This is a genomic window from Mesorhizobium sp. M7A.F.Ca.MR.176.00.0.0, from assembly GCF_004023165.1.
Taxonomy (GTDB): Bacteria; Pseudomonadota; Alphaproteobacteria; order Rhizobiales; family Rhizobiaceae; genus Mesorhizobium.
The window spans coordinates 1-21,153 of sequence record NZ_RZTC01000018.1; the positions used below are offsets into that span (position 1 = coordinate 1).

The window sequence follows — 21,153 nt, forward strand, 5'->3', positions numbered from 1 at the left end:
CCAAGCTTTTGCCGTCAGCGCTCGTCCAGCAACGCTCCTTTCCTTTCCCTCCGGAGGGGGGAAGGTGGCGCTGCGAAGCAGCGACGGATTGGGGGAACCACGTGGTAATCAGGCGCGGACATTTGTTGAAGAGGCACTGCAGTCGATACATCGAACAAAACCAGCTATCATGAATTTGTCGAGGCTTGCGGGGGTAGCGGTGGAAACAGCGGATTTCATGCCGAGCGAAACGGTCATCGCCGGCATCCGGAAAGACATCGAGGCCTATGAAGCGGCGAGGGCTTCGGCGGTCCGGCAGGTGCGCTGGCGGGTGCCGGTGTTCGTGGGGCTGGTGCTGGTGGCCGTGGTGCTGGTCGCGTGGCTGTTCAACAAGGTCGCCGACCCCAACGAGCAATGGGTCTCGACGCCGCATGTATTTCTCTATGTGATCGGCTTCGCGGCTTCGATCCTGCTCTATTTCCAGGCCAGGAAACCGGCGACGCGGCTGCAGCAATCGTTCCGCGAGACGCTGCTGCCGATCATCTTCGGCTTCATCGCCGACATGCGCTACCAGCATGGCGTGACGCCGAATTCCTTCGACCGGTTGCCGCGCACGGCGGTTGGTCCGTTCAACCGCCAGGCGTTCGACGACATCGTCGCGGGCCGCTACGAAGGGTTTCCGTTCGAACTCTACGAGGCGCATCTGCGGGAAGGGTCGGGCAAGGGCTCGTCGACCGCTTTCCAGGGCGTCATCGTCGCCTTCGAGACCATCGCGCCGTTCCCCGGCATATTGGTGGCGACGCGCCGGACCAACGCGGTCATCAGCTTCTTTCGCGGCATATTCGCCAGCAAGCTGCAGGAGCTGTCCAGTGGCGATGCTTTGCTCGATGCCGCCTACGAGTTCCGCACCGACAATCTCGGAGCGGCACAGCCACTGGTGAGCGGCCGGCTGGCGCAGGCGCTGAAATGGCTTGGCGAAACCTGGCCCGACGATCCGGCCCGTGTCGCGCTCAATGGCAGCGATGGGTTCCTGCTGCTGCCGCAGACGAAGAACTTCTTCGAACTGCCGGATATTTCGGTGCCGCTCGACTACAGCAGGCATGTCGCGCCGATGATATCGGACATGGGCGCGATGCTGGCGACGGCGGCGCTGGTGCGAAAGATCGGCGGGAGGGACGAGGCAAGCTAGTCCGGCCGAGCATACGATCAACAATCGTAACCGGAGTTGTCACGCATATAGTCCGCTTCATCCTTTGACATTCTCTTGAACATCACACAGACGGTGAAGCTGCCGACTTGCCGCCCGTCGCGTCTGTATCCCCAGTCGGAAACATCGTCCCTGGTGAATTCTATATTCTGGCCGAGGACGACATTGCGCACTGCCTCCGGCTGGTTTGCCAATATGCCGACGAAGCCGGTTTCCGTGCGGCGGAACGGGATGACCCAGAAGTGCTCGCGGACATTCCCATCGCGCACCTCGACCTTCAATTTGAACCTGTCCGTGCCCGAGGGCGGTGCTTCGGCCAGGGCCAGGAACTCATCCAAGCTGGCATGCGCCTTCGCAGTCGCTACCGCCATCTCGGGATCGTCCCTGGCAAACATAACCGTTTTGTCGTCGCCCGAATCCGCGCCTTGTGCGCCGGCCGATCCCGGAGCAAGCGCGAGCATCAGGGATATCATGGCCCGGACTGCAAGCTTCATGGAAGGCCCCCCTTCATCGTAACGACGCACCATCCTGCATCCGTTCCCGATTTGCAACCGGAGCGCGAGTTCTGATCCGCTTTGGAGTGGCGGTTTTGAACTGATCCATGAAACAAAATGTGTACCGAAGACCGGTCGGCAGTCTGTTTCGTGATGCCGCCCGAGACGGATTGCGGCGGCCGCGCCGTGATCGAAACCGCCCGCCACATCTAGGCTAAACGACTCTTTTCGTGGACAGAAGTGCGCCATTGGGGGAGCCGAAGCGGCCTGAAATAATCTTGGCCGCAGACAATATGTCGGAATTAAGCCTATGATATTGTTTGCGAAAATTCACCCAACGTGATTTGCGGAGGGAGCGCTTTCCGTTCCAGTTTCAAGCCGTCCGGTGCTGTCGTTTCCCAAGGCGGCGGTCCGGAAAGTGAAACAGCACGGAGTGCTTACCAATGAAGAAGACCCTCGCAACCACCGCCGCTCTGCTCGCCTTCCTCGGCACCGCCTATGCCGCGACCGTTCAGGGCACCATCCAGGCCGTCGACCCGACGACCAAGTCGATCACCCTCGACGACGGCAAGATCTACCAGCTGTCGCCGGAGGCGACGATCGGGAAACTGAAGGTCGGCGCCAAGGTGGCTGTGACTGTCGATGACAAGACCGGCATCGTGACGTCGATCAAGAAGGCCTCGTAAGGCGAGAACATCGTGCGTCGGCAGACCTGCTGACCGGATTTTTCAAACCCTGTTCCACTCATGGCCGGTCCCTCCGGGGATCGGCCATTTTCATCCGTCGGCTCTCGATGCCGGGCGACCTGGATAAGGTCTTCCGGCTGGACCCCAGGGCCGGCCGGCGGAATGCTGTCCGGCGGCATCGCTATGGTTTTTGCCAAAAAGCCGCGCTATCCCTTGGCCAACGGGGGATATCATGGCCGACGAACAAAAAGGGTTTCGCCTGTCGCGGCGATTGCTGCTGGGTGCGGCTGTCGTCGGCGGCGCGGTGCTGTGGGGCGGCAACACGGTGGCGCGGCTGGCGCGCGCGCCTTCGGGGCCGAAGAACGCAGGACGGATAGCCGATATAGACGGCTTCGCGCTGCCTCTGAAGCCGCTGGACAATGCGCCGGCCTTCGACGCGTCGCTGCCCTGGTCGGCAAAAGGCGGCGACATCAACGATGCCAGCGGCCTGTCGATGACGCCGGTCTACGGCGTCGTCGAGATCAGCGAGGACGAGCACATCGCCAATGCGCTGGCCTTCGCGCGTGCCAATGGCCTGAAAGTCTCACTGGCCGCCATCCGCCATTCGATGGGCGGGCATGCCTTCGACGACAATGCGCTGGTGCTCGACCTCAGAAAGTTCAACAAAGTCACCGTCGATGCGGCGGCCAAGACCATGACCTTGCAGCCGGGCGCGTGCTGGCACGACATCCAGAACCTTCTGCATCCGCGCTTAGCGGTGAAGGCGATGCAGTCGACCGACATCTTCTCGGTCGGCGGCTCACTGTCGGTCAATGCGCACGGAATGGACCACCAGGCAGGCTCGGTGGCGGGCTCGATCCGCTCGATGCGAGTGATGCTGGCTGACGGCTCGGTGACCACCTGCTCGCCGACCGAGAACACCGATCTGTTCCGGCACGTCGTGGGCGGCTACGGCCTGTTCGGCGTGGTGCTGGAGGCGACGCTCGATGTCGTCGACAACGCCGTCTACCGGACCTCGCGCGAAATCATCAGATCGGACGATTTTCCGAAATTCTTCGCCGAGGTGCTGGAGCCGAACAAGGAGATCGGCCTGTTCTACGGCCATCTGTCGACGGCGCCCGGCAATTTCCTGGAGGACATGATCGTCTACCGTTATGACAAGGTGGCGGAGCAGCCGCCGGCGGATCAGCCTGAGATCGGCGAGCCGGGTTCAGTCGGGTTGAAGCGGGTGATCATCAACCTGGCGAAATGGGGCAGCCTGTTCCAGGAGTTGAAGTGGTTCACCGAAAAGACCCTGGAGCCGAAATTCGAAAGCTGCACGGTGGCGCGCACCTCAGCCATGGCCGAGGGCGAGGCTTGTCTCGTCACCCGCAACAACCCGATGCACGATTCGGTCCCCTATCTCTTCAACGATCGGATGGAAGAAACCGACATCCTGCACGAATATTTTATTCCACGTGCCGCCTATGTCGAATTCATCGCGGAAGCGCGCGAGATCCTGCGCAACCAGACGCTGCCGGTGCTCAATGCTTCGGTGCGCATCGTCCACAAGGAGGATGTTGCGCTGACCTACGCGCCGGAGCCGGCCTATTCGCTGGTGCTCTACATCAACCAGCCGACCGATGCCGACGGCAATGCCAGGATGCGGGCGCTGACGCGGGCGCTGATCGACGTGACGATCAAGCATGGCGGGCGCTTCTTCCTGCCTTACCAGCTGCATTACACGGCCAGGGAATTGCTGGCCTCCTATCCCGAACTGCCGGCCTTCCTGGCGGCGAAGCGGCAGTATGATCCCACGGAACTGTTTTCCTCGACCTTCTACCGTGCCATCAAGGCGCTGAGCGGGGTGGCGTAGACGTTAGGAGACTTCATGCGCAAGGTATCAGCCGCGGCACTCATCCTCATCGCGCTGTGCGCTGGCCCTGCCGGAGCCGAGGATATCAAGGCCTTCAAGGTGACCATCGATGGCGTGACGGTCGATATCGATCCCGGCGAGAGCGCAGACCTGACCCTGCCTGGCGGCAAGCGGAGCAAGGTGACGCTCGAACGCAACGCCTTCGCCACCTTTTCCGGCAGCGTTTTCTCCTTCGTTCACCCCAGCAACATTTCGGTGACCAAGACCGACCTCGGCGATGATATCACACAGTATCTGATGGCGTCGGCTCTCGGCACGATCGTCGTCGTGCAGGAATATGGCGCGATGAATCCGGTGTCGCTCAACCAGCTGATGCTGCAGGAGATGACCAAGGAATCGGTGCAGGCCGGCGCCACGCTGACGCAGGAGCCGACCACGCGCAAACTCGCCGACGGCAAGGAATTGACCGGGATCCGCGCCGAGGTGAAGACACGCACCGACACCGCCGATTTCGAGATCGTCGGCTTCGGCCTGGCCGATCGGGGGCTGTTGTTCATCACCCGCGTTGCCGGCGAGGATGCAGCGACCGAAAAGCCGCTGATCGACAAGTTCTGGCAAAGCCTGAAAGTCAAATTGCAGCGGGACTAGGGTCGTGTCCCGGTTTGGATTTTCGGTTGGGTCCACACTTTTGCGTAACGGCGGCTCAAGTTATTCTGACGATCCGGAGGGCGGAGATCCTGCAGCATGGCGAAGCTCATTTTCAGAATGAACCAGTCCCTCGACGGTTACGTCGACCACGAGAAAATGCCGTCAGGCCCGACAATCTTTCGTCACTGGATGGAGCAAGTGCGCAATTTGAGCGGCAGTGTTTACGGTCGCGGCATGTACGAGGTCATGCGCTATTGGGACGAAGACAGTCCTGAGTGGAACGCGGAGGCGCACGAATTCGCGGCGGCGTGGCGGAGCCAACCGAAATGGGTTGTGTCGCGCTCGCTGAAGTCGGTCGGCCCCAACGCCACACTTGTCGCGGACGACGTCGAGGCGGTGATAGGTGGGTTGAAAGCAGAGCTCGTCGGGGAGATTTCAGTTTCCGGACCGGACCTGGCGCGAAGCCTGACCGACCTTGGTCTTATCGATGCGTACCAACTCTACTTCCACCCGTTCGTGCTTGGTCAGGGCAAGCCATTCTTCGCCGGCCCCCGGCCACCGCTTCGCTTCGTGGCCAGCGATCTGATAGGCGACGACGTGATCAGGTTGACCTATGTGCCTGCCTGATCACGCGGCCGTCAAACGCCGGCGGGCCTACAGCCCCTTTGGCATCAATCCGGCCAGCCAGTTCACGGAGCGTTTCGCGGCGTCGGCGGTCGCCGAGGCGGCGCGACCGAGATCGGTCTTGACCACGGCGTAGCCGTTCTTGGTGCGATAGAGCACACCGGTTCCGCCATCGACCACCTGTTCATAGGCGACGGGCCGGGCGGCATCGGCTTCCATGGCCGTCGTCGGCGAACCGACCGAGACGCTCGGCCGGTGGCTCAATTCAGGCGGCAATGGGCTATCGGTCCTGACAACCCGGCTGGCGGGCTTCAGTTCTGGGCGCGATGCGGTCGCGGCCAGTTGCGAGGAGGACGACGAACCCTTCGTGCGGCAGATGCCGGAGACGAGCGGATAATTGAAATTGCGCTCGTGCAGCATCTGGCTTTTCATCGCCGCTTCGCACTCGGCGACGGTCGACCATTTGGCCGGCGTCTCGCCGATATATTCGCAAAGCTTGGCGTCGCAGTCGCAGCCGACTATGGTCATGGCGACAAGGGCGGTCTTGATCACGGTCTTGTCCCTTCGAGATGCCCCCCGGCAGCTCTTCCATTTCTTCCCATTCCTTCGCGCGCGAACAAGGCGGGATTTGGCCGCGATTGTGGAATGGGCATGGCGGAGCGCAGCTAAATGCATGATCCTGGCCGGGCGTGGCCGAAAGGCCTCAGTAATCGTAGACGTGTTCAAGCCTGGCGCCGGCCTTGATCAGCGCCGGCAGCACGAGATGCAGCTTGCGCACGGCGACGACCATGCCGGTGCGGCGCATCGCCGGGTCGGCCGGCAGCGGATAGCTGAACAGGATTCGCATGCCTTCAGGGATGGCGATCGTATCGGTGGACAGCACGGTGACCATGATCTCGTCATTGCCGCCGATCTCGACGAAGGAGACGCCCTTGTCGATCAGGCGCGGGATCATTTCGGTGAACACCTGATAGCGCCTGGTGACGAAGATGGTGCCGTCAGCGCCCATGTCGCGTTCGAGCAAGGTGTCGGGCTCGTTGCGGGTGGCTTCGCCGACGGGTCCCTTGGCCCAGACGTGGATGTCGATCAAGGCAGGGTCCATCGTGGCGGCGAGGGCCTTTTTGATCAGGTCGGCATAGCCCTGCTTGATGGTGTCGGCGAGGCCGAACGCCAGCTTGCGTTCGCTGGTCCGGATCGAGCTGTCGCCCGGCGCCGGCTGCACGGCAAACAGGCCGGCGCGCTTGTCGGCATAGGGGAACTGATACCAGGGCACCTGGTCGAGAAACCCTGCATAGTCCGCCGCCACCTTGGCCTGATAGATGTCGGCGGCGGTGCGCTTGGCCGTCGTCGCCTCGGTGATGCGGCCGACCGTGTTCTCATAGGCCCACTGCAATATATGCTCGATCGAGTGGCTGGTGCCGATGATGACCAGCATCTGGTGGTTGGCGTAGTTGAACTTGTAGGGAGAACTGGCGCGGATGACCATGGCGTAGTCCTGCCAGAAGCGGCCGACATAGGACCAGTAGGGGAAGCCGCTCGGCTGATCCTTGTCGACGAAACCGGCATATTCGCGCGCGGCGTAGACGATCGCCCATTCCGGATAGGTGAGGAAGGTCGATTCCTCCGGCCGCTGGTAGCCTGGGATCTCGGCGCGAACCTTGTCGGCCAGCGCCTTGGGCGGCGCGCCGTCAGCAATGCCGGGCAGCGGCGTCTTGTCGAGCGACGACGTCGTCAGAAAGCCGTAGCTCAGCCCGGCGATCGGGATGAGGATGACGATGACGATCACCCAGAGGATCGTTTTGATGATGCGCTTCAGCCAGCGGAACAGGAACATGGCCAGTCAGGCCGTGGCGAAGTGTTCGTGTATGCGCCTGGCCAGCCGGAAGCCGACATAGACGGCGAAGCCACCAATGACGAGGTGCGGCAGGTTGGCGAAGAAGCGGGCCGGGAATTCGATATCGTTGAGCGAGCGGAAGCCGTTGATGAAGATACCGGCATCGAGGCAGCCGGAACCGGTGATCAGCCCGAGCACGCCGTCGAACAGGTAGACCGAACCGAACAGCTTGAAATAGAACACCGCCTGGCGGTGCGAGATGAAGGCGGCGGCCAGAGCCCAGACGCCGGAGAAGGCGTGCAGCAGGTCGTCATACCATTGCAGCGAGAACAGGCCGAACAGATTGCCGTCGGCGTCGTTGAACGCCGGTATGTAGCCGATGGCGACGACGCCGAAGAACAGGAAGGCATAGGCGACGGCAAGCTTCTGGATGAGCGTCATGAAGTGTCCCCCTCGAAGAGTCCGCCTGAAAACAGACTCTGACGCTGGGATACTAACTGATTTTGGCGCGCGGTGAAGCGGCGCCCGCGAGATCGCCGGCGAAGGATATCGAGGGGCAAAAAGGCAGTCGGCGCCGGGATTTCTCCCAGCGCCTCCCTGTCAGATCAGGACACGGTCGCGGCAGCAACTTCCGTAAAGTCATCGCGCCTTGCCGGCCTTGATTTTGACGGTCCTGCCAGTCCGCCGCCCGAGAGCAGCGTCCGTTCGGGACCACGCCGGTCTCCACCCTTGCGGGCTTTGCCCTGCGCACCATCGAAGGTTTTTGCCGTCCTTCATGGCAGCATCGGTCCGCCGTAGGCGTTGGCACGCTTTCCGCGGCCCCGTAGGTCTCGGCTCCGTCCCTCGAAACAGGCAAGCCTGCTCTCGCTTCGGGCCGTACGGGCCTCAGGAAATCCGCCTTTCACTTCGCCTTTCGGCTTGATGATCGGTAGCCGCCTGAGATGGGTTTAACGTACGCCGGGTAAGGGTCCTGGGGAATGGCCGGAGGCCTGTGGATAACGGGATTATCGGGGATCAAGCTGGGATAACGAAATTTTCCTGTCCGCCACGATGGGCCTCATCGGCGGACATTCGGCCTTGCCCTGCCGCCCGGTGCGGTCTTCAATGCCGGCAAAGGATCGGACCTGCATGTCCGGCGCCGGGGAGGGCGGGTATTTGAAAGTTGGAGTGGTTCTCAACCCGATTGCCGGTGGGGGCCGGCTGAAACGGCATTGGCCTGATGTCGCCGTGTCGCTGAAAAAGCATTTTGGCGAATTCGAGCTGCGCGAAACGCAAGCCGAAGGTGACGCCGAAAGGCTGGCAATCGATCTCGCGATGATTGGCTTCGACCTGGTGATCGCGGCCGGCGGCGACGGCACCGCCAGCGAAGTGGCCGACGGGCTGCTGCAAGCGTCAAGGGAAAGCGGCCGGACCACCGAGCTTGGGCTCTTGCCATGCGGCACCGGCATCGATTTCGCGCGTGGGCTAGGGCTGCCGAAAAAGGTCGATGCCGTGCTGAAGCGGATCGCCGAAGCCAAGCCCCGCAAGGTCGATGCCGGACGCATCTGCTACGTCGACGATCACGGCGCGCTGGCCAGCCGGCATTTCATCAACATCGCCAGCCTGGGGCTTTCCGGCGCCACTGACCGCGCCGTCAATGCCGACAAGCGCAAGGGCAGGATGTCGGCCAAGGCGCTGTTCCTGTGGCGCACCGTGGTCGAGTTCATCCGCTACCGCTTTCAGGACGTCAGGATCACGGTCGACGACGGCGCGCCCGTCGAAGCGCGCATGGCGCTGGTGGCGGTGGCCAATGGAAAGTTCTTCGGCGGCGGCATGATGATCGCGCCGGATGCGGAACTGACCGACGGGCAGTTCGACATCGTCATCCTGCGCGCGGCCGGCAAGCTGAAGCTGATCTGGGACATCCGCCTGCTCTATGGCGGCCGGCACCGCAACCATCCGGCGATCACCATCCTGCGCGGCAGGAAAGTCGTGGTCGAACCGCTCGGCGATGCGTCAGAGAATGGCGCGCTGGTCGACATAGACGGCGAGTCGCCGGGACGCATACCCGCGACCTTCGAGATCCTGCCCGGTGCATTGACGCTCAGATACTGAATCAAGCCGTTGACAGATTGATTCAGATGGATCCGCCGATCCAGCCAACGCCCTGAAATCGTTTGATATCCAGCCGGCGTCAGAGTTCGAGCTTGGCCGGGAAACCAGGTGCGCGCAGGTCGGTGCCGACGGCATCTTCCAACAGTTTGACGATCTGGGTCGACCAGGCGCCGCCGCCATATTCCTGTTTGCCCATCTGGAAAATCTCGCTCACAAGCGGCGCCAGTTGGAGCGGCAGTCCGAATTCCCTGCCCATTGCCAGCGCGAAGCCGAGGTCCTTCAGTGCCAGGTCCATGGTGAAGCCGATGTCGTAGGAGCCGTTGAGGATGAGCTGGCTTTCGGTCTCATGGACGAAGCTGTTGCCTGAGGAGGCTGATATGGCGTGGTAGGATTGGGCGAGGTCAAGCCCGCCCTTTTTGGCCAGCATCAGCGCTTCGCCGGCGGCAACGAGATGGATGAAGGCGAGCATGTTGGTGATTACCTTGATCACCGCCGCCGAGCCGACCGGACCCATCAGGAACGACTTCGCGCACATCGCCTCGATGGCCGGTCGATGACGCTCGTAGAGCGCAGGATCGCCGCCGACCAGCGCCGTGATCTTTCCGGCCGCCGCCAGATGCACGCCACCGGTGACCGGGCATTCCAGCGTCTCGACGCCCCTGGCCGAGGCGAGGGCGGCGAGGCGGGTAATTTCGTCGCGGCCGTTGGTCGACATCTCGATCCAGGTGCCGCCTGCGGGCAGGCCCTCCAGCAGACCATCGGCGCCCGCCAGCACGGCTTCGCTCACCTTCGGAGAGGGCAGGCAGGAGATTGCGTTGCCGGCCCGTGCGGCGGCCTCGGCGGGGCTGCTTGCCGCTGTGGCCCCGAGCGCCACCAGGCGCTCGACGGCGGCGGGATCACGGTCGAAGACCGTGACGGCAAAGCCGTTGCGGATCAGGCTGGCGGCAAGGTTGCCGCCGAGATGGCCGAGACCGATGAAGGCGTAGCTTTCGTTCACGGCATCAGCGGCGTCTGCATCATCTGCAGATGCAGGTCCTTGCCCGTGTAAGGGTGTGCTTCGCAGACCGCCTCGTTGAGCTCGACGCCGAGGCCGGGCTCCTTCGAGGGGATGATTTTGCCGTCCTGCCACTCGATCTTTTTCTTCAGCAGCGTGGCGTGGAAACCGTCCCACTGCTTCAGCGATTCCAGGATGAGGAAGTTGGGCAGCGTCACCGCCAGTTGGATGTTGGCCGCACCGACGATCGGTCCGCAATAGCAATGCGGTGCGATCTGGATGTGGTAGGCCTCGGCCATCGCCGCGATCTTCTTGGTCTCGAGGATGCCGCCGGAGCGGCCGAGGTCCGGCTGCAGGATGGTCGCGGCGCGGTTCTCGATGACGCGGGCGAATTCAAACTTGGTCGTTAGCCGCTCGCCGGTGGCGATCGGGATCGAGGTCGCGCGGGCGACCTGCGCCATCACTTCGGGCATGTCGGGCGGCACCGGCTCCTCGAACCACAAGGGATCGTAGGGTTCGATGGCGCGCGCCATGCGCAGGGCGCCGGACGCTGTGAACTGGCCGTGCGTGCCGAACAGGATGTCGGCGCGGGTGCCGACCGCCTCGCGGATCGCCTTGATCATGCGGGTGGACAGGTCGATATCGACGAGGCGCGGCTGATGGCCGTCGAAGGCGGTGTAGGGGCCGGCGGGGTCGAGCTTGACGGCATTGAAACCCTGCTCGACATATTCGAGCGCACAGGCAGCGGCGAGATCTGGATCGTTGTAGACGTTCTTGCCGTGCGCATCCTCGGAATGGACGCTGCCGCTGTGCGGATAGAGATAGGTGTAGGAGCGCAGCGTCTCGTGCACCTGGCCGCCGAGCAGTTTATAGACCGGCTTGTCGGCTTCCTTGCCGATGATGTCCCAGCAGGCCATTTCCAGCGCCGAGAAGCAGCCCATGCCGGACACATCGGGGCGCTGGGTGAAGCCGGAGGAATAGGCGCGGCGGAAGAAATTCTCGATGTCGTGCGGGTCGCGGCCGATGAGATAGCGCTCGGCCATGTCCTCGACCATGCGGGCGGTAACATGGGCCGAGAAGGTGGCGTTGTAGGCCTCGCCATAGCCGACGACGCCGCCGTCGGTGGTCAGCTTGACGAAGATGAAATACTTGCCGCCGATGCCGGGCGGCGGATTGCCGACAACCCAGGTCTTGACGTCGGTGATCTTCATTCTTGGTCCTCCAGAACCAGTTCGGCGCCTTTCCAACCGGTCATCATCGAGGCGGCGTTGGTGTTGCCGGTGATGTTGTCGGGAAAGATCGAGGCATCGATGACGCGCAAACCTTCCAGACCATGCACCTTGAGGCGCGGGTCGACGACGGCGCGCGCGGGATCCGGCCCCATGCGGCAGGTCGAGACCGGATGATAGACGGTGCCCGAGCGCTTCCGGAAATCCTGGACCAGATCGGCGTCCGAGGTGATCGAGGGACCGGGCAGGACCTCTTCCTCGATGATCTCGGCCATGGCGGGCATCGAAGCGATCTTGCGCACGAATTTCACCGCCGCCAGCATCTCCTCGACATCGGCATTGGTGGAGTAGGCATTGGCCGTTATCCTGGGATAGTCGCGCGGATTGGCCGAGCGGATCATGATCTCGCCACGGCTCGACGGCCGGCAGTTGGACAGGCCGATGGAAAAGCCCGGCCATGGGTCCGGCGTCAGGATCGGGCGCTCGCCGCTCTTGGGAATGACGGTCGAGAAGGCCTGGAAATAGAGCTGCATGTTGGGCCGCGTCGCCGTAGGGTCGGTGCGGAAGAAGCCGCCGGCATTGTTCATCGACAGCGACAGTGGGCCGGAGCGGGTCAGGATATACTGCATGCCGACCAGTAGCTTGCCCCACCAGGGACGCAGCGTCTGGTTGAGCGTCGGCAGCCTGCCCTTGAAGGTGTAGTTGATGCCGACATGGTCCTGCAGATGCGCGCCGACATTCTCGTTGGCATGGACGATTGGGATGCCCAGGCCGCTAAGCAGAGCGGAGGGGCCGACGCCGGACAGCTGCAGCAGCTGCGGCGAGTTGACCGAACCGCCCGACAGGATGATTTCGCGGCCGGCACGCGCTGTCTTCGTTTCGCCGTTCTGCTGGTATTCGACGCCGATGGCGCGCTTGCCCTCGAACAGGATTTTTGTCGCCAGCGCCTTCATCTCGACGCGGACATTCCCGCGCTTCATCGCCGGGCGCAGGAAAGCGCGCGCCGCCGACATGCGGCGGCCATCGCGGGTCGAGATCTGGTAGATGCCGACGCCTTCCTGGGCGGCGCCGTTGAAATCCGGATTGAGCGGCAGGCCGGCCTGCTGGCCGGCGGCGAGATAGCGTTTGGTCAGCGGGTGGACTGCGTCCGAACAGTCGGTGACATGCAGCGGGCCGCCCGTGCTGCGCCATGTGTCGGCACCGGCCTGGTTGTCCTCGAGCGCCTTGAAGGTGGGCAGCAGATCGTCATAGCCCCAGCCGGGATTGCCGGCGGCTGCCCAGGCATCGAAATCCTCGCGCGCGCCCCTGATCCAGACCATGGCGTTGATCGAGCTCGAACCGCCGAGCAGTTTGCCGCGCGGCCAGTGATCGGCATTGCCGGCGAGGCCCGGGTCCGGCTCGGCCTTGTAGTTCCAGTTGACGTCGGGATCGAAGAAGGTCTTGCCGTAGCCGAGCGGCATCTGGACGTAGAAGCGGCGGTCTGTGCCGCCGGCCTCCAGCACCAGCACCGAGAAGCGTCCCGAGGCCGAGAGTTTTTCGGCCAGGACCGAGCCGGCCGAGCCGGAGCCGACGATGATGAAATCATAGGTCTGCATGATGATGCGGGCGGCTCCGGAGAATTGGCTGCAGCCTAGACGCGACGGCGCTCCCAAGTCGCCGCGCCATCCGGCATCAGTTGTGAAAAAAGCGACCGCCGAACTGGCCGGGTTTACGGGGATACCCGACAATCGCGCTTGATATGCACCGGGGCGACAGCTTATGCGATGGGATCGGCCACTCTGCGGAAGGCAGGAAATCATATGCGGACCCTTCCTGACGCGTTCATTCCCGAACTGCCGGGCCACTACAGCGGCAAGGTCCGCGAGAACTATGACCTTGCGGATGGCCGGCGCATCATCATCGCCACCGACCGGCTCAGTGCCTTCGACACCATCCTGACGTCGATCCCCTACAAGGGCGAGATCCTTACTCAGACGGCGCGCTACTGGTTCGAGGAAACCGCCGACATCTGCCCGAACCATGTTCTCGAATACCCCGACCCGAACGTCGTCGTCGGCACAAGGCTCGACATCCTGCCGGTCGAGATCGTCGTGCGTGGCTATCTGGCCGGAACCACCAGCACCTCGATCCTGACGCGCTACAAGCGCGGTGACCGCGACATGTATGGCATCCGCCTGCCGGATGGCCTGCGCGACAATGAAGGACTGGCCGAGCCGATCATCACGCCGACCAGCAAGGCCGCGCATGGCGGCCATGACGAACCGCTGTCCAAAGCGGAGATTCTCGAGCAGGGTCTTCTCACGCAGGCGCAGTGGGATACCGTATCGGACTACGCCTTGCGGCTGTTCGCCCGCGGCCAGCAGCGCGCCACTGAGCGCGGCCTGATCCTGGCCGATACAAAATACGAATTCGGCACCGACAAGAACGGGACCATCATTCTTGCCGACGAAATCCACACGCCCGACAGCAGCCGGTACTGGATCGCATCGAGTTACGAACAGGCGCTCGCCAGCGGCAGCCGGCCGGAGAGTTTTGACAAGGATTTCATCCGCTCATGGGTCTCGGCGCGCTGCGATCCGTACAACGACCCGATCCCCAAAATACCCGACGAGATCGTCGAACAGGCTTCCGGGGTCTACGCGCAGGCCTATGAGGCGATCACGGGTAAGGAATTCTCGCCGGACCTTTCCGGGGACAGCGTGCTGGATCGCATCAGAGCTAACCTTGCAGGTTATTTTTGAGAGGTGCCCCTCTCAGCTAACGCCTGGTCTTAAGTCGCGCAGTCGACCCCCACTCCGTCGAGCTTCGCTCGCCACCTCTCCCGGGGTAGAGGAAGGGCGCGAGCTTGGCCGGACTGGTGCCTTCCTCTCCCTCCGGAGGGGGGAGAGGTGAGCGAAGCTCGACGGAGTGGGGGAAGCCCGCGCCAAAACCCGAAGCCGCTGAAAATCAGGCACAACCGCGCGAATGCCAGGGTTAGCCTATGGCCATGGAGGCCAGGAAACAGCAGCTGCGGCGCGTTGACCTGATCCTGCAGCGGCGATACGGATCGATGATCATCACCTCACAAGGATTTCTCGCATGGTGCACTACGCTGAAGGACGGCCGCTTGGCGATCTGACGCTGCGCACCCTGGCCATGCCTTCGGACGCCAATGCGGCCGGCGACATTTTCGGCGGCTGGGTGATGGCGCAGATGGACCTGGCCTGCGGCATCCGCGCCGCCGAGCGCGCCAAGGGCCGCGTGGTGACGGCGGCGGTCAAGGAAATGTCCTTCGCCAAGCCGATGAAGATCGGCGACACGCTGTGCATCTACACCCATGTCGAGCGCGTCGGCCGCACCTCGATGACGCTCAAGGTCGAAGCCTGGGCGCAGCGCTACCTCTCCGACCTGATGGAGAAGGTCACCCATGCCGATTTCGTCATGGTGGCGCTGGATGGCGAGGGCAAGCCGAAAGCGGTTCCTGCCGAAAGCTGACGCGAGCCGTTTTTCCCACGCTTGGTCATTTGTAACATGCCTCTCCGGGGAGACACGTTTCGCGACATCCGATGGTTGCCTCCAAGCCCGATCCTGCTGCAATCGGAGGAGAGACAATGCGTCAACATCTGCTGAACGGTTGGCTCGTGGCAGCCCTGGTCGCGACGACCTGCCTGCTCGGCGTGACCGCCTACGCGGAGGTGAAGGAAGATATCTCGCGCAGTGCCTGCACGCATGGGGAACAGGCTCCCGGCAAGCAGGGCGCACGGTGTGATAGCTGTGGCGCCGCGCGATGCGATGTCCGCGCATCAGGAGCCTGAGCGGCAGCCGTCAGGAGACGGAATGAGCGGCAATCCGCCAGCCGACACGGCGCGTGCATCCGGGCAACGATCCGCACAGCCGAGATAGAATTTCCGATCAGACAAGCCGGATGTTGCGTGCCGGGCTGGATCCCTTGCGGTGCAAGGGTTTCAGGCGTGCGTGCCGTCGAATTTTTCGCGCGCAGCCTTGACGCGCATGGTGTTCGCGCGCGCCCATTCGCTCAGTGCGCTGACGGGGATCAGCAGCTCGTGGCCGAGCTCGGTCAGCTCATAATCGACGCGCGGTGGAATGGTTGGAAACACGGTGCGGGTGACGAAGCCGTCACGCTCCAGCCCGCGCAAGGTGGTGGTCAGCATCTTCTGCGAGATGCCGCCGACGGCAGCGCGCAATTCGTTGAAACGCAGCGGTCCGTCGCCCAGCTTGCCGACGACCAGAACGGTCCATTTGTCGCCGACGCGCTGCAGGATTTCCGAGATGGCGCGGCAGTCTTCGGAGCGGTGTGGGTGCCTCGGTAACAAAAAAGTGCCTTCTTGTGCATCGCGTTTCCAGTATCTCATATAGCGCAGGTATCCAAATGATACCAGTACTTCGTGCAAGGAGAGCCCTTATGTCCAAACCCAAAATTGCCATCGTCGTCGGATCGACGCGCGCCGCTCGTTTCGCCGATGTGCCAACCCAGTGGATCGCCAAGATCGCCAAGTCGCATGCCGACATCGATGTCGAGGTCGTCGACCTGCGCGACTTCCCGCTGCCGTTCTTCGACGAGGTCGCATCCTCCGCCTGGGCGCCGTCGCAGAACGAAGTGGCACAGCGCTGGCAGAAGAAGGTCGCCGAATTCGACGGCTTCATCTTCACCGCCGCCGAATACAATCATGGCCCGACGGCCGTGCTGAAGAACGCCATCGACTACGCCGCCAATGAATGGAACAAGAAGTCGGCCGGCTTCGTCGGTTATGGCAGCGTCGGCGGCTCGCGTGCCGTCGAACAGCTTAGACTGTATGCCGTCGAATTGCAGATGGCGCCGGTCAAGTCGGCCGTCCATATCGCCTGGGGCGATTTCCTCGCCGTCCGCCAGGGCGAGAAGAAGCTGGAAGACCTCGAGCATCTGAACCAGGCCGCCACCGCGCTGGTCAACGATGTTGCGTGGTGGGCCAAGGTGCTCAAGGCAGCGCGTCAAGCCGACGCCGTTGCCGACGAAGTCAAGGCGGCCTGACCGCCAATTCGAATTATCCTCCCAAGGATCCAGGGCGGCGCTTGCGTCGCCCTTTTTCGATTATAGCGGCTCGAATTGAAAGCTGGCGCCGGATCGGACGACGCGGCCGATGCCGGGCGAATCCAGATGCGCGCCGGCAACGAAACAATGTTCGTCGGCTGCAAGCGCCAGCAACCGCAACCGGCTTTCGCGCGCCTGGTCCTGATCGGCGTCGAATTCCCACGTCACCTCAGGTCGATCGAACTGAAGCGATGGGACGTGAACGGTGTCACCCCAAATCAGAACGCGTTCGCCGCCGCTCGAAACGCAAAAGCAGCTATGTCCCGCTTCATGGCCATGAGCGTCGACAATGTCGACATGTGTCCCGATACGGTCTCCGGCTTCGAAGGCTTCTGCCATGCCGTGAAATCGTTCGAGCCGCGCTTCGGCGCGAAAAAAGCCGAGTTCTTCCCCGGGAACGAGCAAGCGCGCCAGGCGCGGGAAAGCGTCGCGGCCGTCGGCAAGCACAAGACCATGGATGTGGTCGAGATGCGTGTGGGTGAAGCAGACGGTACGGACTCGTCCGGCATCGATGCCGGCTTCGTCCAGCGCCTCGGGAAGTCGGCCCATGGTGGGATGCCAGGCGTTCGAGGCGCCGGTGTCGATCAGCATGATCCCGTTTCCATCGTCAATCGCGAAGGCATTGACGGAAAGCCTGAGTTGACCAGCAACCAACGCGACTTGTTGCGGCAATTCATCGCCAAATGGCTTGTCGCCGCGTTGCCGAAGCCGTCCGATCGGCATGTCGACATAGCCATCGCGCAAGGAGGTGATGCGCAAGTCACCAAGATCGTAGGTCTGATAAAGGTCGCCTGAAGCTATGCGGCGCATTTTTTCCGATCCGTCTGTAAACAATCGACAACATGCGACGGGCCAGCCGCGTCGGCACCCCGCCCCGTCAATTCGATCTATGCCATGTGTGCGTGCGTCGCCTGCCGTGACCGGATGATGCAGTCGGCGAGGCGGTCTGCCTCGTCCAACTCGTCGGTATGGTGCTGATATCCGGAGGTCGCGAAAGCCGCGAACACGACGCCAATCGGGGTTGGACTGCTACATCGACGGGACTGCCATCTGGTCGCGCCCTTTGCCCTGATATATCCGGCTGCAATCCGTCACATGAGTGAAGCCGTGAAGACATCCAGCCTGACCGGCGCCGTTTCCCCGATGATCCCGGTGCTCGTATGCGCGCTGGCGATCTTCCTGCTGTCCGGGATGGATGCAGCGATGAAGATCCTGGTCATCGCGGTCGGCGTCTACAACACCTTGCTGTGGCGCAGCATGGTCGCGACCGTGGTCGCGGGCGCGGCCTGGCTGGCGGGACCGCGCTTAAAGCCAACCGTTCCGGTGCTGAGGCTGCATGCGCTGCGTGCCGCGGTTGTCGGCGTCGTCCTGATATCCTTCTTCTGGGGCTTGGCCAGGCTGCCGCTCGCGGAGGCGATCGGGCTCAGTTTCGTGGCGCCCTTGTTTGCCCTGTTTCTCGCCGCGCTACTGCTGGGCGAACGGATTCGGCGCCAGGCTGTCTGGGCATCGCTGGCCGGCATTGCCGGCGTCGCCATCATCATGGCCGGCCAGTTCGGGCAGTCAGACTATTCGCAAGATGCCATGCTCGGCACGGCGGCGGTGCTCGTATCGACGGTGTTCTACGGCTACAATCTCATCCTCGCCCGGCAACAGGCGCAGTTGGCCAAGCCGATCGAGATCATGCTGTTCCAGAACCTCTGCGTTGCCATCCTGCTCGGCCTCGCGGCACCCTGGCTCGCCGTCGCCCTGCCGAGTAATCTTTGGCTTCCTTTGGCCGGGGTGACGGTGCTGTCGCTTGCCGGGCAGTTCCTGATGAGTTGGTCCTACGCCCGCGCCGAAGCGCAATATCTGATCCCGACGGAATACTCGGCCTTCATCTGGGCGGTCGCGCTCGGCTGGTTCTTCTTCGGCGAGGAGGCGACCTGGACCACCTTGACCGGAGCATGCCTGATCGTCGCCGGCTGCCTGATCGCCGCGCGGGCCAATCCCAGGCTTGCCGAGCCCATCGAAATGGCGGTTTGAGCGCCGACGTTCAGCGTCCTGCAGGATCGCGAAAGACCCCAGTCTCCACCTCGTGCATGAAGTGAGCGATGAGAGCCGCGCATTGGCGATGATGCGTTTCGAGAAGCATGTGTCCGCTCTCAAAGACATGGATTTCGACTGCGTCGAGGTCGCGGCTGTAGGCCATGATCTCGTCCAGCGCGAAGAAGGCGTCGTGCCGTCCCCACAGCACGAGGCATGCTGGCTGTTGGTCGCGGAGATAGGCTTGGATGGCCGGGAAGCGCGCGATGTGCGAGCCATAATCGGTGAAGAGTTCGAACTGAATGTCGGTGTTGCCGGGCCTCGCCAGGCGCTCCGTATCGAGATACCAACCCTCGGGCGGAAACAACACCTTCAGACGCTCGGGGAGACCGCCGATATATTGATTTCGGGTCCCCTCGAAATTCATCCAGTCCGGCAGTTTGGCGCGGTTTTCTTCAGTCGGTTCGGCGAAGAATGCCTTCGGCGCGTCCCATTCCGGTCCCAGCCCCTCGTCATGAGCATTGCTGTCCTGCGCGATCAGGCCGAGGATGCGATCCGGCTGCCGTGTGGCGAGATGGTAGCCGACAGGCGTGCCGAAGTCGGTGATGTAGAGGAAGAATCGCTGCATGCCGAGGGCCTCGACGAAGGCTTCGATCGTGTTGGCCAGGTTCTCGAACGTGTAGTCATAGGCATCGATGGAAGGGGCGGACGAAAAGCCGAAACCGGGCAGGTCCGGCGCCACCACATAGGCTGTTTCCGCCAGCGGTTCGATGACATTGCGATAGACGTGCGACGAAGTCGGATATCCGTGCAGCAGCAGGATTGCCGGTCTGCCGGGGTCGCCGGCATGACGGTAGAAGATGTCGAGGCGGTCGACATTGATGGTTTCGTGGTAGGTCTTGTAACGATTGCTGCACATCCTCTCTCTCCCAGTGGTCCGCGCCGACCTGGCGGCGCTATGGGTTTGACACCACATATCCCTGTGATAGTGGTTACATCATGTAACCGTATAATGCGGTTGATGAGGTTATGTTCCATGGGCGATGCATACACCGAATGGGTGCCGGATCACTTCATAGGCGGGCATCCCGCCTTGGACCTGTCGAACGCCGTGTTCGACCGGCGGGTGCCGGCAGCAGACAATGAACTCTTCAAATCCGTCCGGGATGTTGCGAACTGGTTCAGCGCCTCAGGGCTTGCCGACGATCGCCAGGCGCAGGCCGTTGCCGAGATAGCGGACGGGCGGTTCGTGGAAGGTGTCCGCGAAATGCGGGAGGCGTCATTTCAGGTTTTCGAGCCAATCGCCGCGGGCAAACCGTCTGCGGTCGAACCGCTCGGTTTGTTGTTCTCGCGCACGGCAAGCTCGCTTGCCGCCGGCTCTATCGAACTGGATGGCACCAGGCCGAAGCTTGCCCTTGCCCGGTGGCGGGACCCGGACGCCGTCACCGCCTTGCTGGCCATGCTGTCCATTGAAGCGTTCTTCACCCTGCCGCGCGACAGGCTGCATTCCTGCCCTCGCTGTGGCTGGCTTTTCCTCGATACGTCGCGAGGCGGCAAGCGGCGCTGGTGCAGCATGCGCACCTGCGGCAACCGCGAGAAGGTGTCGCGCCACCGAGATCATACCGACGTCTAGACCCGGGTTAGCGCACCACGTCGCCTCTGCTGCGGGCAGCCGGATGCCGGCGCGTCACTCCGGAAGACCGGCCTTACGAAAACCATCGACGAAATGCTCGAGCGTAGCGGCGTCGCGGAATGGCTCGGTCGTCGCCCAGTGATGGGTTGTGAAATGCGGGTTGCCGACGAGGAACAGCTCGGCCTCCGAGCGCGCTTCTTCGAGCCGGCCGAGTTGCGCCAGGCTTGCCGCCAGGAAACGGCGTGAGCTTGTGCGATAGGTCTCGTCACGGCGCAACGTCTCGATAGCGGCTTTGTAGTCGCGCGCCGCATATTGCGCCTGGCCGAGCGTCAGATAGTACCAGCTCGCTGGAAACGGGTTCAGCCGGAACGCCTTGCCGATGTGCTCGAGGCCCTCTTCGACCCGGCCGGCCAGGACGGCGATGTCGGACAATGCCGCCCAGGTGTCGGCCTCGTTCGGGTCGAGCTCGATCGCCTTGGCGAATTCCGCATCCGCTTCAGTGAAGCTGCGCTCATAGGCAAGCAGGTAGGCCAGGATCCAGCGACAGCCGGCATCGTTGGGATCGATCGCCACGGCCTTGCGCGCCAGCTCCAAGGCAACGCTGCGGGCAGCTTCGGTTGGTCCGCCCCAATGCACCTGTCCCATCCAATGGTTCATGGCAAGCCAGCGATAGGGCTCGGCATAATCAGGATCGAGCGACACCGCGCGCGTCAGCATCAGATGCGCTTCCTGCGCCATCTGCGGCGAGTCGTCGATCAGCTTGCGCGCCCGCACGCAGAGATCGTA

Annotated in this window: 22 protein-coding genes and 1 pseudogene; 12 read left to right on the forward strand and 11 right to left on the reverse strand. The window is 62.8% G+C overall.

The window, feature by feature from the left end:
* The first annotated feature begins 217 nt into the window (after positions 1-217).
* On the forward strand, positions 218-1,168 hold the full coding sequence (locus tag EOB59_RS08685) for a hypothetical protein (protein ID WP_245466242.1): 951 nt from the start codon (positions 218-220) through the stop codon (positions 1,166-1,168).
* A 17-nt stretch (positions 1,169-1,185) separates the two neighbouring features.
* Here the strand turns inward: EOB59_RS08685 and EOB59_RS08690 are convergent, their stop codons facing one another.
* Entirely contained in the window at positions 1,186-1,680 is a 495-nt protein-coding gene (locus tag EOB59_RS08690; RefSeq protein WP_027039359.1) for a DUF2314 domain-containing protein, read from the reverse strand.
* A gap of 443 nt (positions 1,681-2,123) precedes the next feature.
* Here EOB59_RS08690 and EOB59_RS08695 point away from each other — a divergent pair, with 443 nt between their 5' ends.
* The 4 genes from EOB59_RS08695 to EOB59_RS08710 all read left to right on the forward strand — a co-directional run bounded on the left by EOB59_RS08695 (position 2,124) and on the right by EOB59_RS08710 (position 5,496).
* The gene (locus EOB59_RS08695; protein ID WP_013530037.1) at positions 2,124-2,366 is read left to right on the forward strand and encodes a DUF1344 domain-containing protein; all 243 of its coding nucleotides are present in this window, start codon (positions 2,124-2,126) and stop codon (positions 2,364-2,366) included.
* 232 nt (positions 2,367-2,598) lie between these two features.
* Entirely contained in the window at positions 2,599-4,221 is a 1,623-nt protein-coding gene (locus EOB59_RS08700; RefSeq protein WP_128288177.1) for an FAD-binding oxidoreductase, read from the forward strand.
* A 15-nt stretch (positions 4,222-4,236) separates the two neighbouring features.
* Positions 4,237-4,869 carry a hypothetical protein gene (locus EOB59_RS08705; protein ID WP_128288178.1) on the forward strand — a complete coding sequence of 211 codons (633 nt, stop codon included), beginning with the start codon at positions 4,237-4,239 and terminating at the stop codon, positions 4,867-4,869.
* Positions 4,870-4,965: 96 nt separating this feature from the next.
* On the forward strand, positions 4,966-5,496 hold the full coding sequence (locus EOB59_RS08710; protein ID WP_128288179.1) for a dihydrofolate reductase family protein: 531 nt from the start codon (positions 4,966-4,968) through the stop codon (positions 5,494-5,496).
* Between the two features lie 27 nt (positions 5,497-5,523).
* On the opposite strand, the gene EOB59_RS08715 is transcribed toward EOB59_RS08710, so the two are convergent.
* The 3 genes from EOB59_RS08715 to EOB59_RS08725 all read right to left on the reverse strand — a co-directional run bounded on the left by EOB59_RS08715 (position 5,524) and on the right by EOB59_RS08725 (position 7,768).
* Positions 5,524-6,045: a hypothetical protein gene (locus tag EOB59_RS08715; RefSeq protein ID WP_128288180.1), complete on the reverse strand. Its 522-nt coding sequence runs from the start codon at positions 6,043-6,045 to the stop codon at positions 5,524-5,526.
* A gap of 151 nt (positions 6,046-6,196) precedes the next feature.
* Positions 6,197-7,327 carry a hypothetical protein gene (locus tag EOB59_RS08720; RefSeq protein WP_128288181.1) on the reverse strand — a complete coding sequence of 377 codons (1,131 nt, stop codon included), beginning with the start codon at positions 7,325-7,327 and terminating at the stop codon, positions 6,197-6,199.
* A gap of 6 nt (positions 7,328-7,333) precedes the next feature.
* Positions 7,334-7,768: a hypothetical protein gene (locus tag EOB59_RS08725; protein ID WP_127268292.1), complete on the reverse strand. Its 435-nt coding sequence runs from the start codon at positions 7,766-7,768 to the stop codon at positions 7,334-7,336.
* Positions 7,769-8,482: 714 nt separating this feature from the next.
* On the opposite strand from EOB59_RS08725, the gene EOB59_RS08730 reads away from it, so the two are divergent.
* Entirely contained in the window at positions 8,483-9,421 is a 939-nt protein-coding gene (locus tag EOB59_RS08730; RefSeq protein ID WP_128288205.1) for a diacylglycerol kinase family protein, read from the forward strand.
* Positions 9,422-9,500: 79 nt separating this feature from the next.
* Here the strand turns inward: EOB59_RS08730 and EOB59_RS08735 are convergent, their stop codons facing one another.
* Genes EOB59_RS08735 through EOB59_RS08745 form a run of 3 tightly spaced genes read right to left on the reverse strand, consistent with a single transcriptional unit; the run spans position 9,501 to position 13,239 of the window.
* Positions 9,501-10,418 carry an NAD(P)-dependent oxidoreductase gene (locus EOB59_RS08735; RefSeq protein ID WP_128288182.1) on the reverse strand — a complete coding sequence of 306 codons (918 nt, stop codon included), beginning with the start codon at positions 10,416-10,418 and terminating at the stop codon, positions 9,501-9,503.
* Complete coding sequence (locus EOB59_RS08740) at positions 10,415-11,626, reverse strand: mandelate racemase/muconate lactonizing enzyme family protein (RefSeq protein ID WP_128288183.1); 1,212 nt, start codon at positions 11,624-11,626, stop codon at positions 10,415-10,417. Before EOB59_RS08740 ends, EOB59_RS08735 begins: the two co-directional genes overlap by 4 nt.
* A complete protein-coding gene (locus EOB59_RS08745) occupies positions 11,623-13,239 on the reverse strand; it encodes a GMC family oxidoreductase N-terminal domain-containing protein (RefSeq protein WP_128288184.1) in 1,617 nt (538 codons plus the stop codon). The genes EOB59_RS08740 and EOB59_RS08745 overlap by 4 nt, the downstream gene beginning before the upstream one ends.
* Positions 13,240-13,443: 204 nt before the next feature.
* Between EOB59_RS08745 and EOB59_RS08750 the strand changes: the two genes are divergently transcribed.
* The 3 genes from EOB59_RS08750 to EOB59_RS08760 all read left to right on the forward strand — a co-directional run bounded on the left by EOB59_RS08750 (position 13,444) and on the right by EOB59_RS08760 (position 15,438).
* Positions 13,444-14,385 (forward strand): phosphoribosylaminoimidazolesuccinocarboxamide synthase, encoded by a 942-nt coding sequence (locus EOB59_RS08750; protein ID WP_128288185.1) that lies wholly within the window; start codon positions 13,444-13,446, stop codon positions 14,383-14,385.
* A gap of 337 nt (positions 14,386-14,722) precedes the next feature.
* Positions 14,723-15,118 carry an acyl-CoA thioesterase gene (locus EOB59_RS08755; protein WP_023809765.1) on the forward strand — a complete coding sequence of 132 codons (396 nt, stop codon included), beginning with the start codon at positions 14,723-14,725 and terminating at the stop codon, positions 15,116-15,118.
* Between the two features lie 116 nt (positions 15,119-15,234).
* Entirely contained in the window at positions 15,235-15,438 is a 204-nt protein-coding gene (locus tag EOB59_RS08760; protein ID WP_127271958.1) for a hypothetical protein, read from the forward strand.
* A 150-nt stretch (positions 15,439-15,588) separates the two neighbouring features.
* Here the strand turns inward: EOB59_RS08760 and EOB59_RS08765 are convergent, their stop codons facing one another.
* Entirely contained in the window at positions 15,589-15,957 is a 369-nt protein-coding gene (locus EOB59_RS08765) for a helix-turn-helix domain-containing protein (RefSeq protein WP_164781857.1), read from the reverse strand.
* A gap of 89 nt (positions 15,958-16,046) precedes the next feature.
* Here EOB59_RS08765 and EOB59_RS08770 point away from each other — a divergent pair, with 89 nt between their 5' ends.
* On the forward strand, positions 16,047-16,652 hold the full coding sequence (locus tag EOB59_RS08770) for an NADPH-dependent FMN reductase (RefSeq protein WP_127809560.1): 606 nt from the start codon (positions 16,047-16,049) through the stop codon (positions 16,650-16,652).
* 60 nt (positions 16,653-16,712) lie between these two features.
* Here EOB59_RS08770 and EOB59_RS08775 read toward each other — a convergent pair whose 3' ends face one another.
* Positions 16,713-17,522: an MBL fold metallo-hydrolase gene (locus EOB59_RS08775; RefSeq protein WP_128288186.1), complete on the reverse strand. Its 810-nt coding sequence runs from the start codon at positions 17,520-17,522 to the stop codon at positions 16,713-16,715.
* Positions 17,523-17,807: 285 nt separating this feature from the next.
* Between EOB59_RS08775 and EOB59_RS08785 the strand changes: the two genes are divergently transcribed.
* Positions 17,808-18,734, forward strand: a complete 927-nt coding sequence (locus tag EOB59_RS08785) for a DMT family transporter (RefSeq protein ID WP_127809562.1) — start codon at positions 17,808-17,810, stop codon at positions 18,732-18,734.
* 10 nt (positions 18,735-18,744) lie between these two features.
* On the opposite strand, the gene EOB59_RS08790 is transcribed toward EOB59_RS08785, so the two are convergent.
* Positions 18,745-19,653: an alpha/beta hydrolase gene (locus tag EOB59_RS08790; protein WP_128288187.1), complete on the reverse strand. Its 909-nt coding sequence runs from the start codon at positions 19,651-19,653 to the stop codon at positions 18,745-18,747.
* Positions 19,654-19,827: 174 nt separating this feature from the next.
* Between EOB59_RS08790 and EOB59_RS08795 the strand changes: the two genes are divergently transcribed.
* Positions 19,828-20,367, forward strand: a complete 540-nt coding sequence (locus tag EOB59_RS08795; protein ID WP_245486574.1) for a CGNR zinc finger domain-containing protein — start codon at positions 19,828-19,830, stop codon at positions 20,365-20,367.
* A 54-nt stretch (positions 20,368-20,421) separates the two neighbouring features.
* Here EOB59_RS08795 and EOB59_RS36085 read toward each other — a convergent pair.
* Positions 20,422-21,153 (reverse strand): annotated as a pseudogene (locus tag EOB59_RS36085) (adenylate cyclase); the annotation flags it as partial.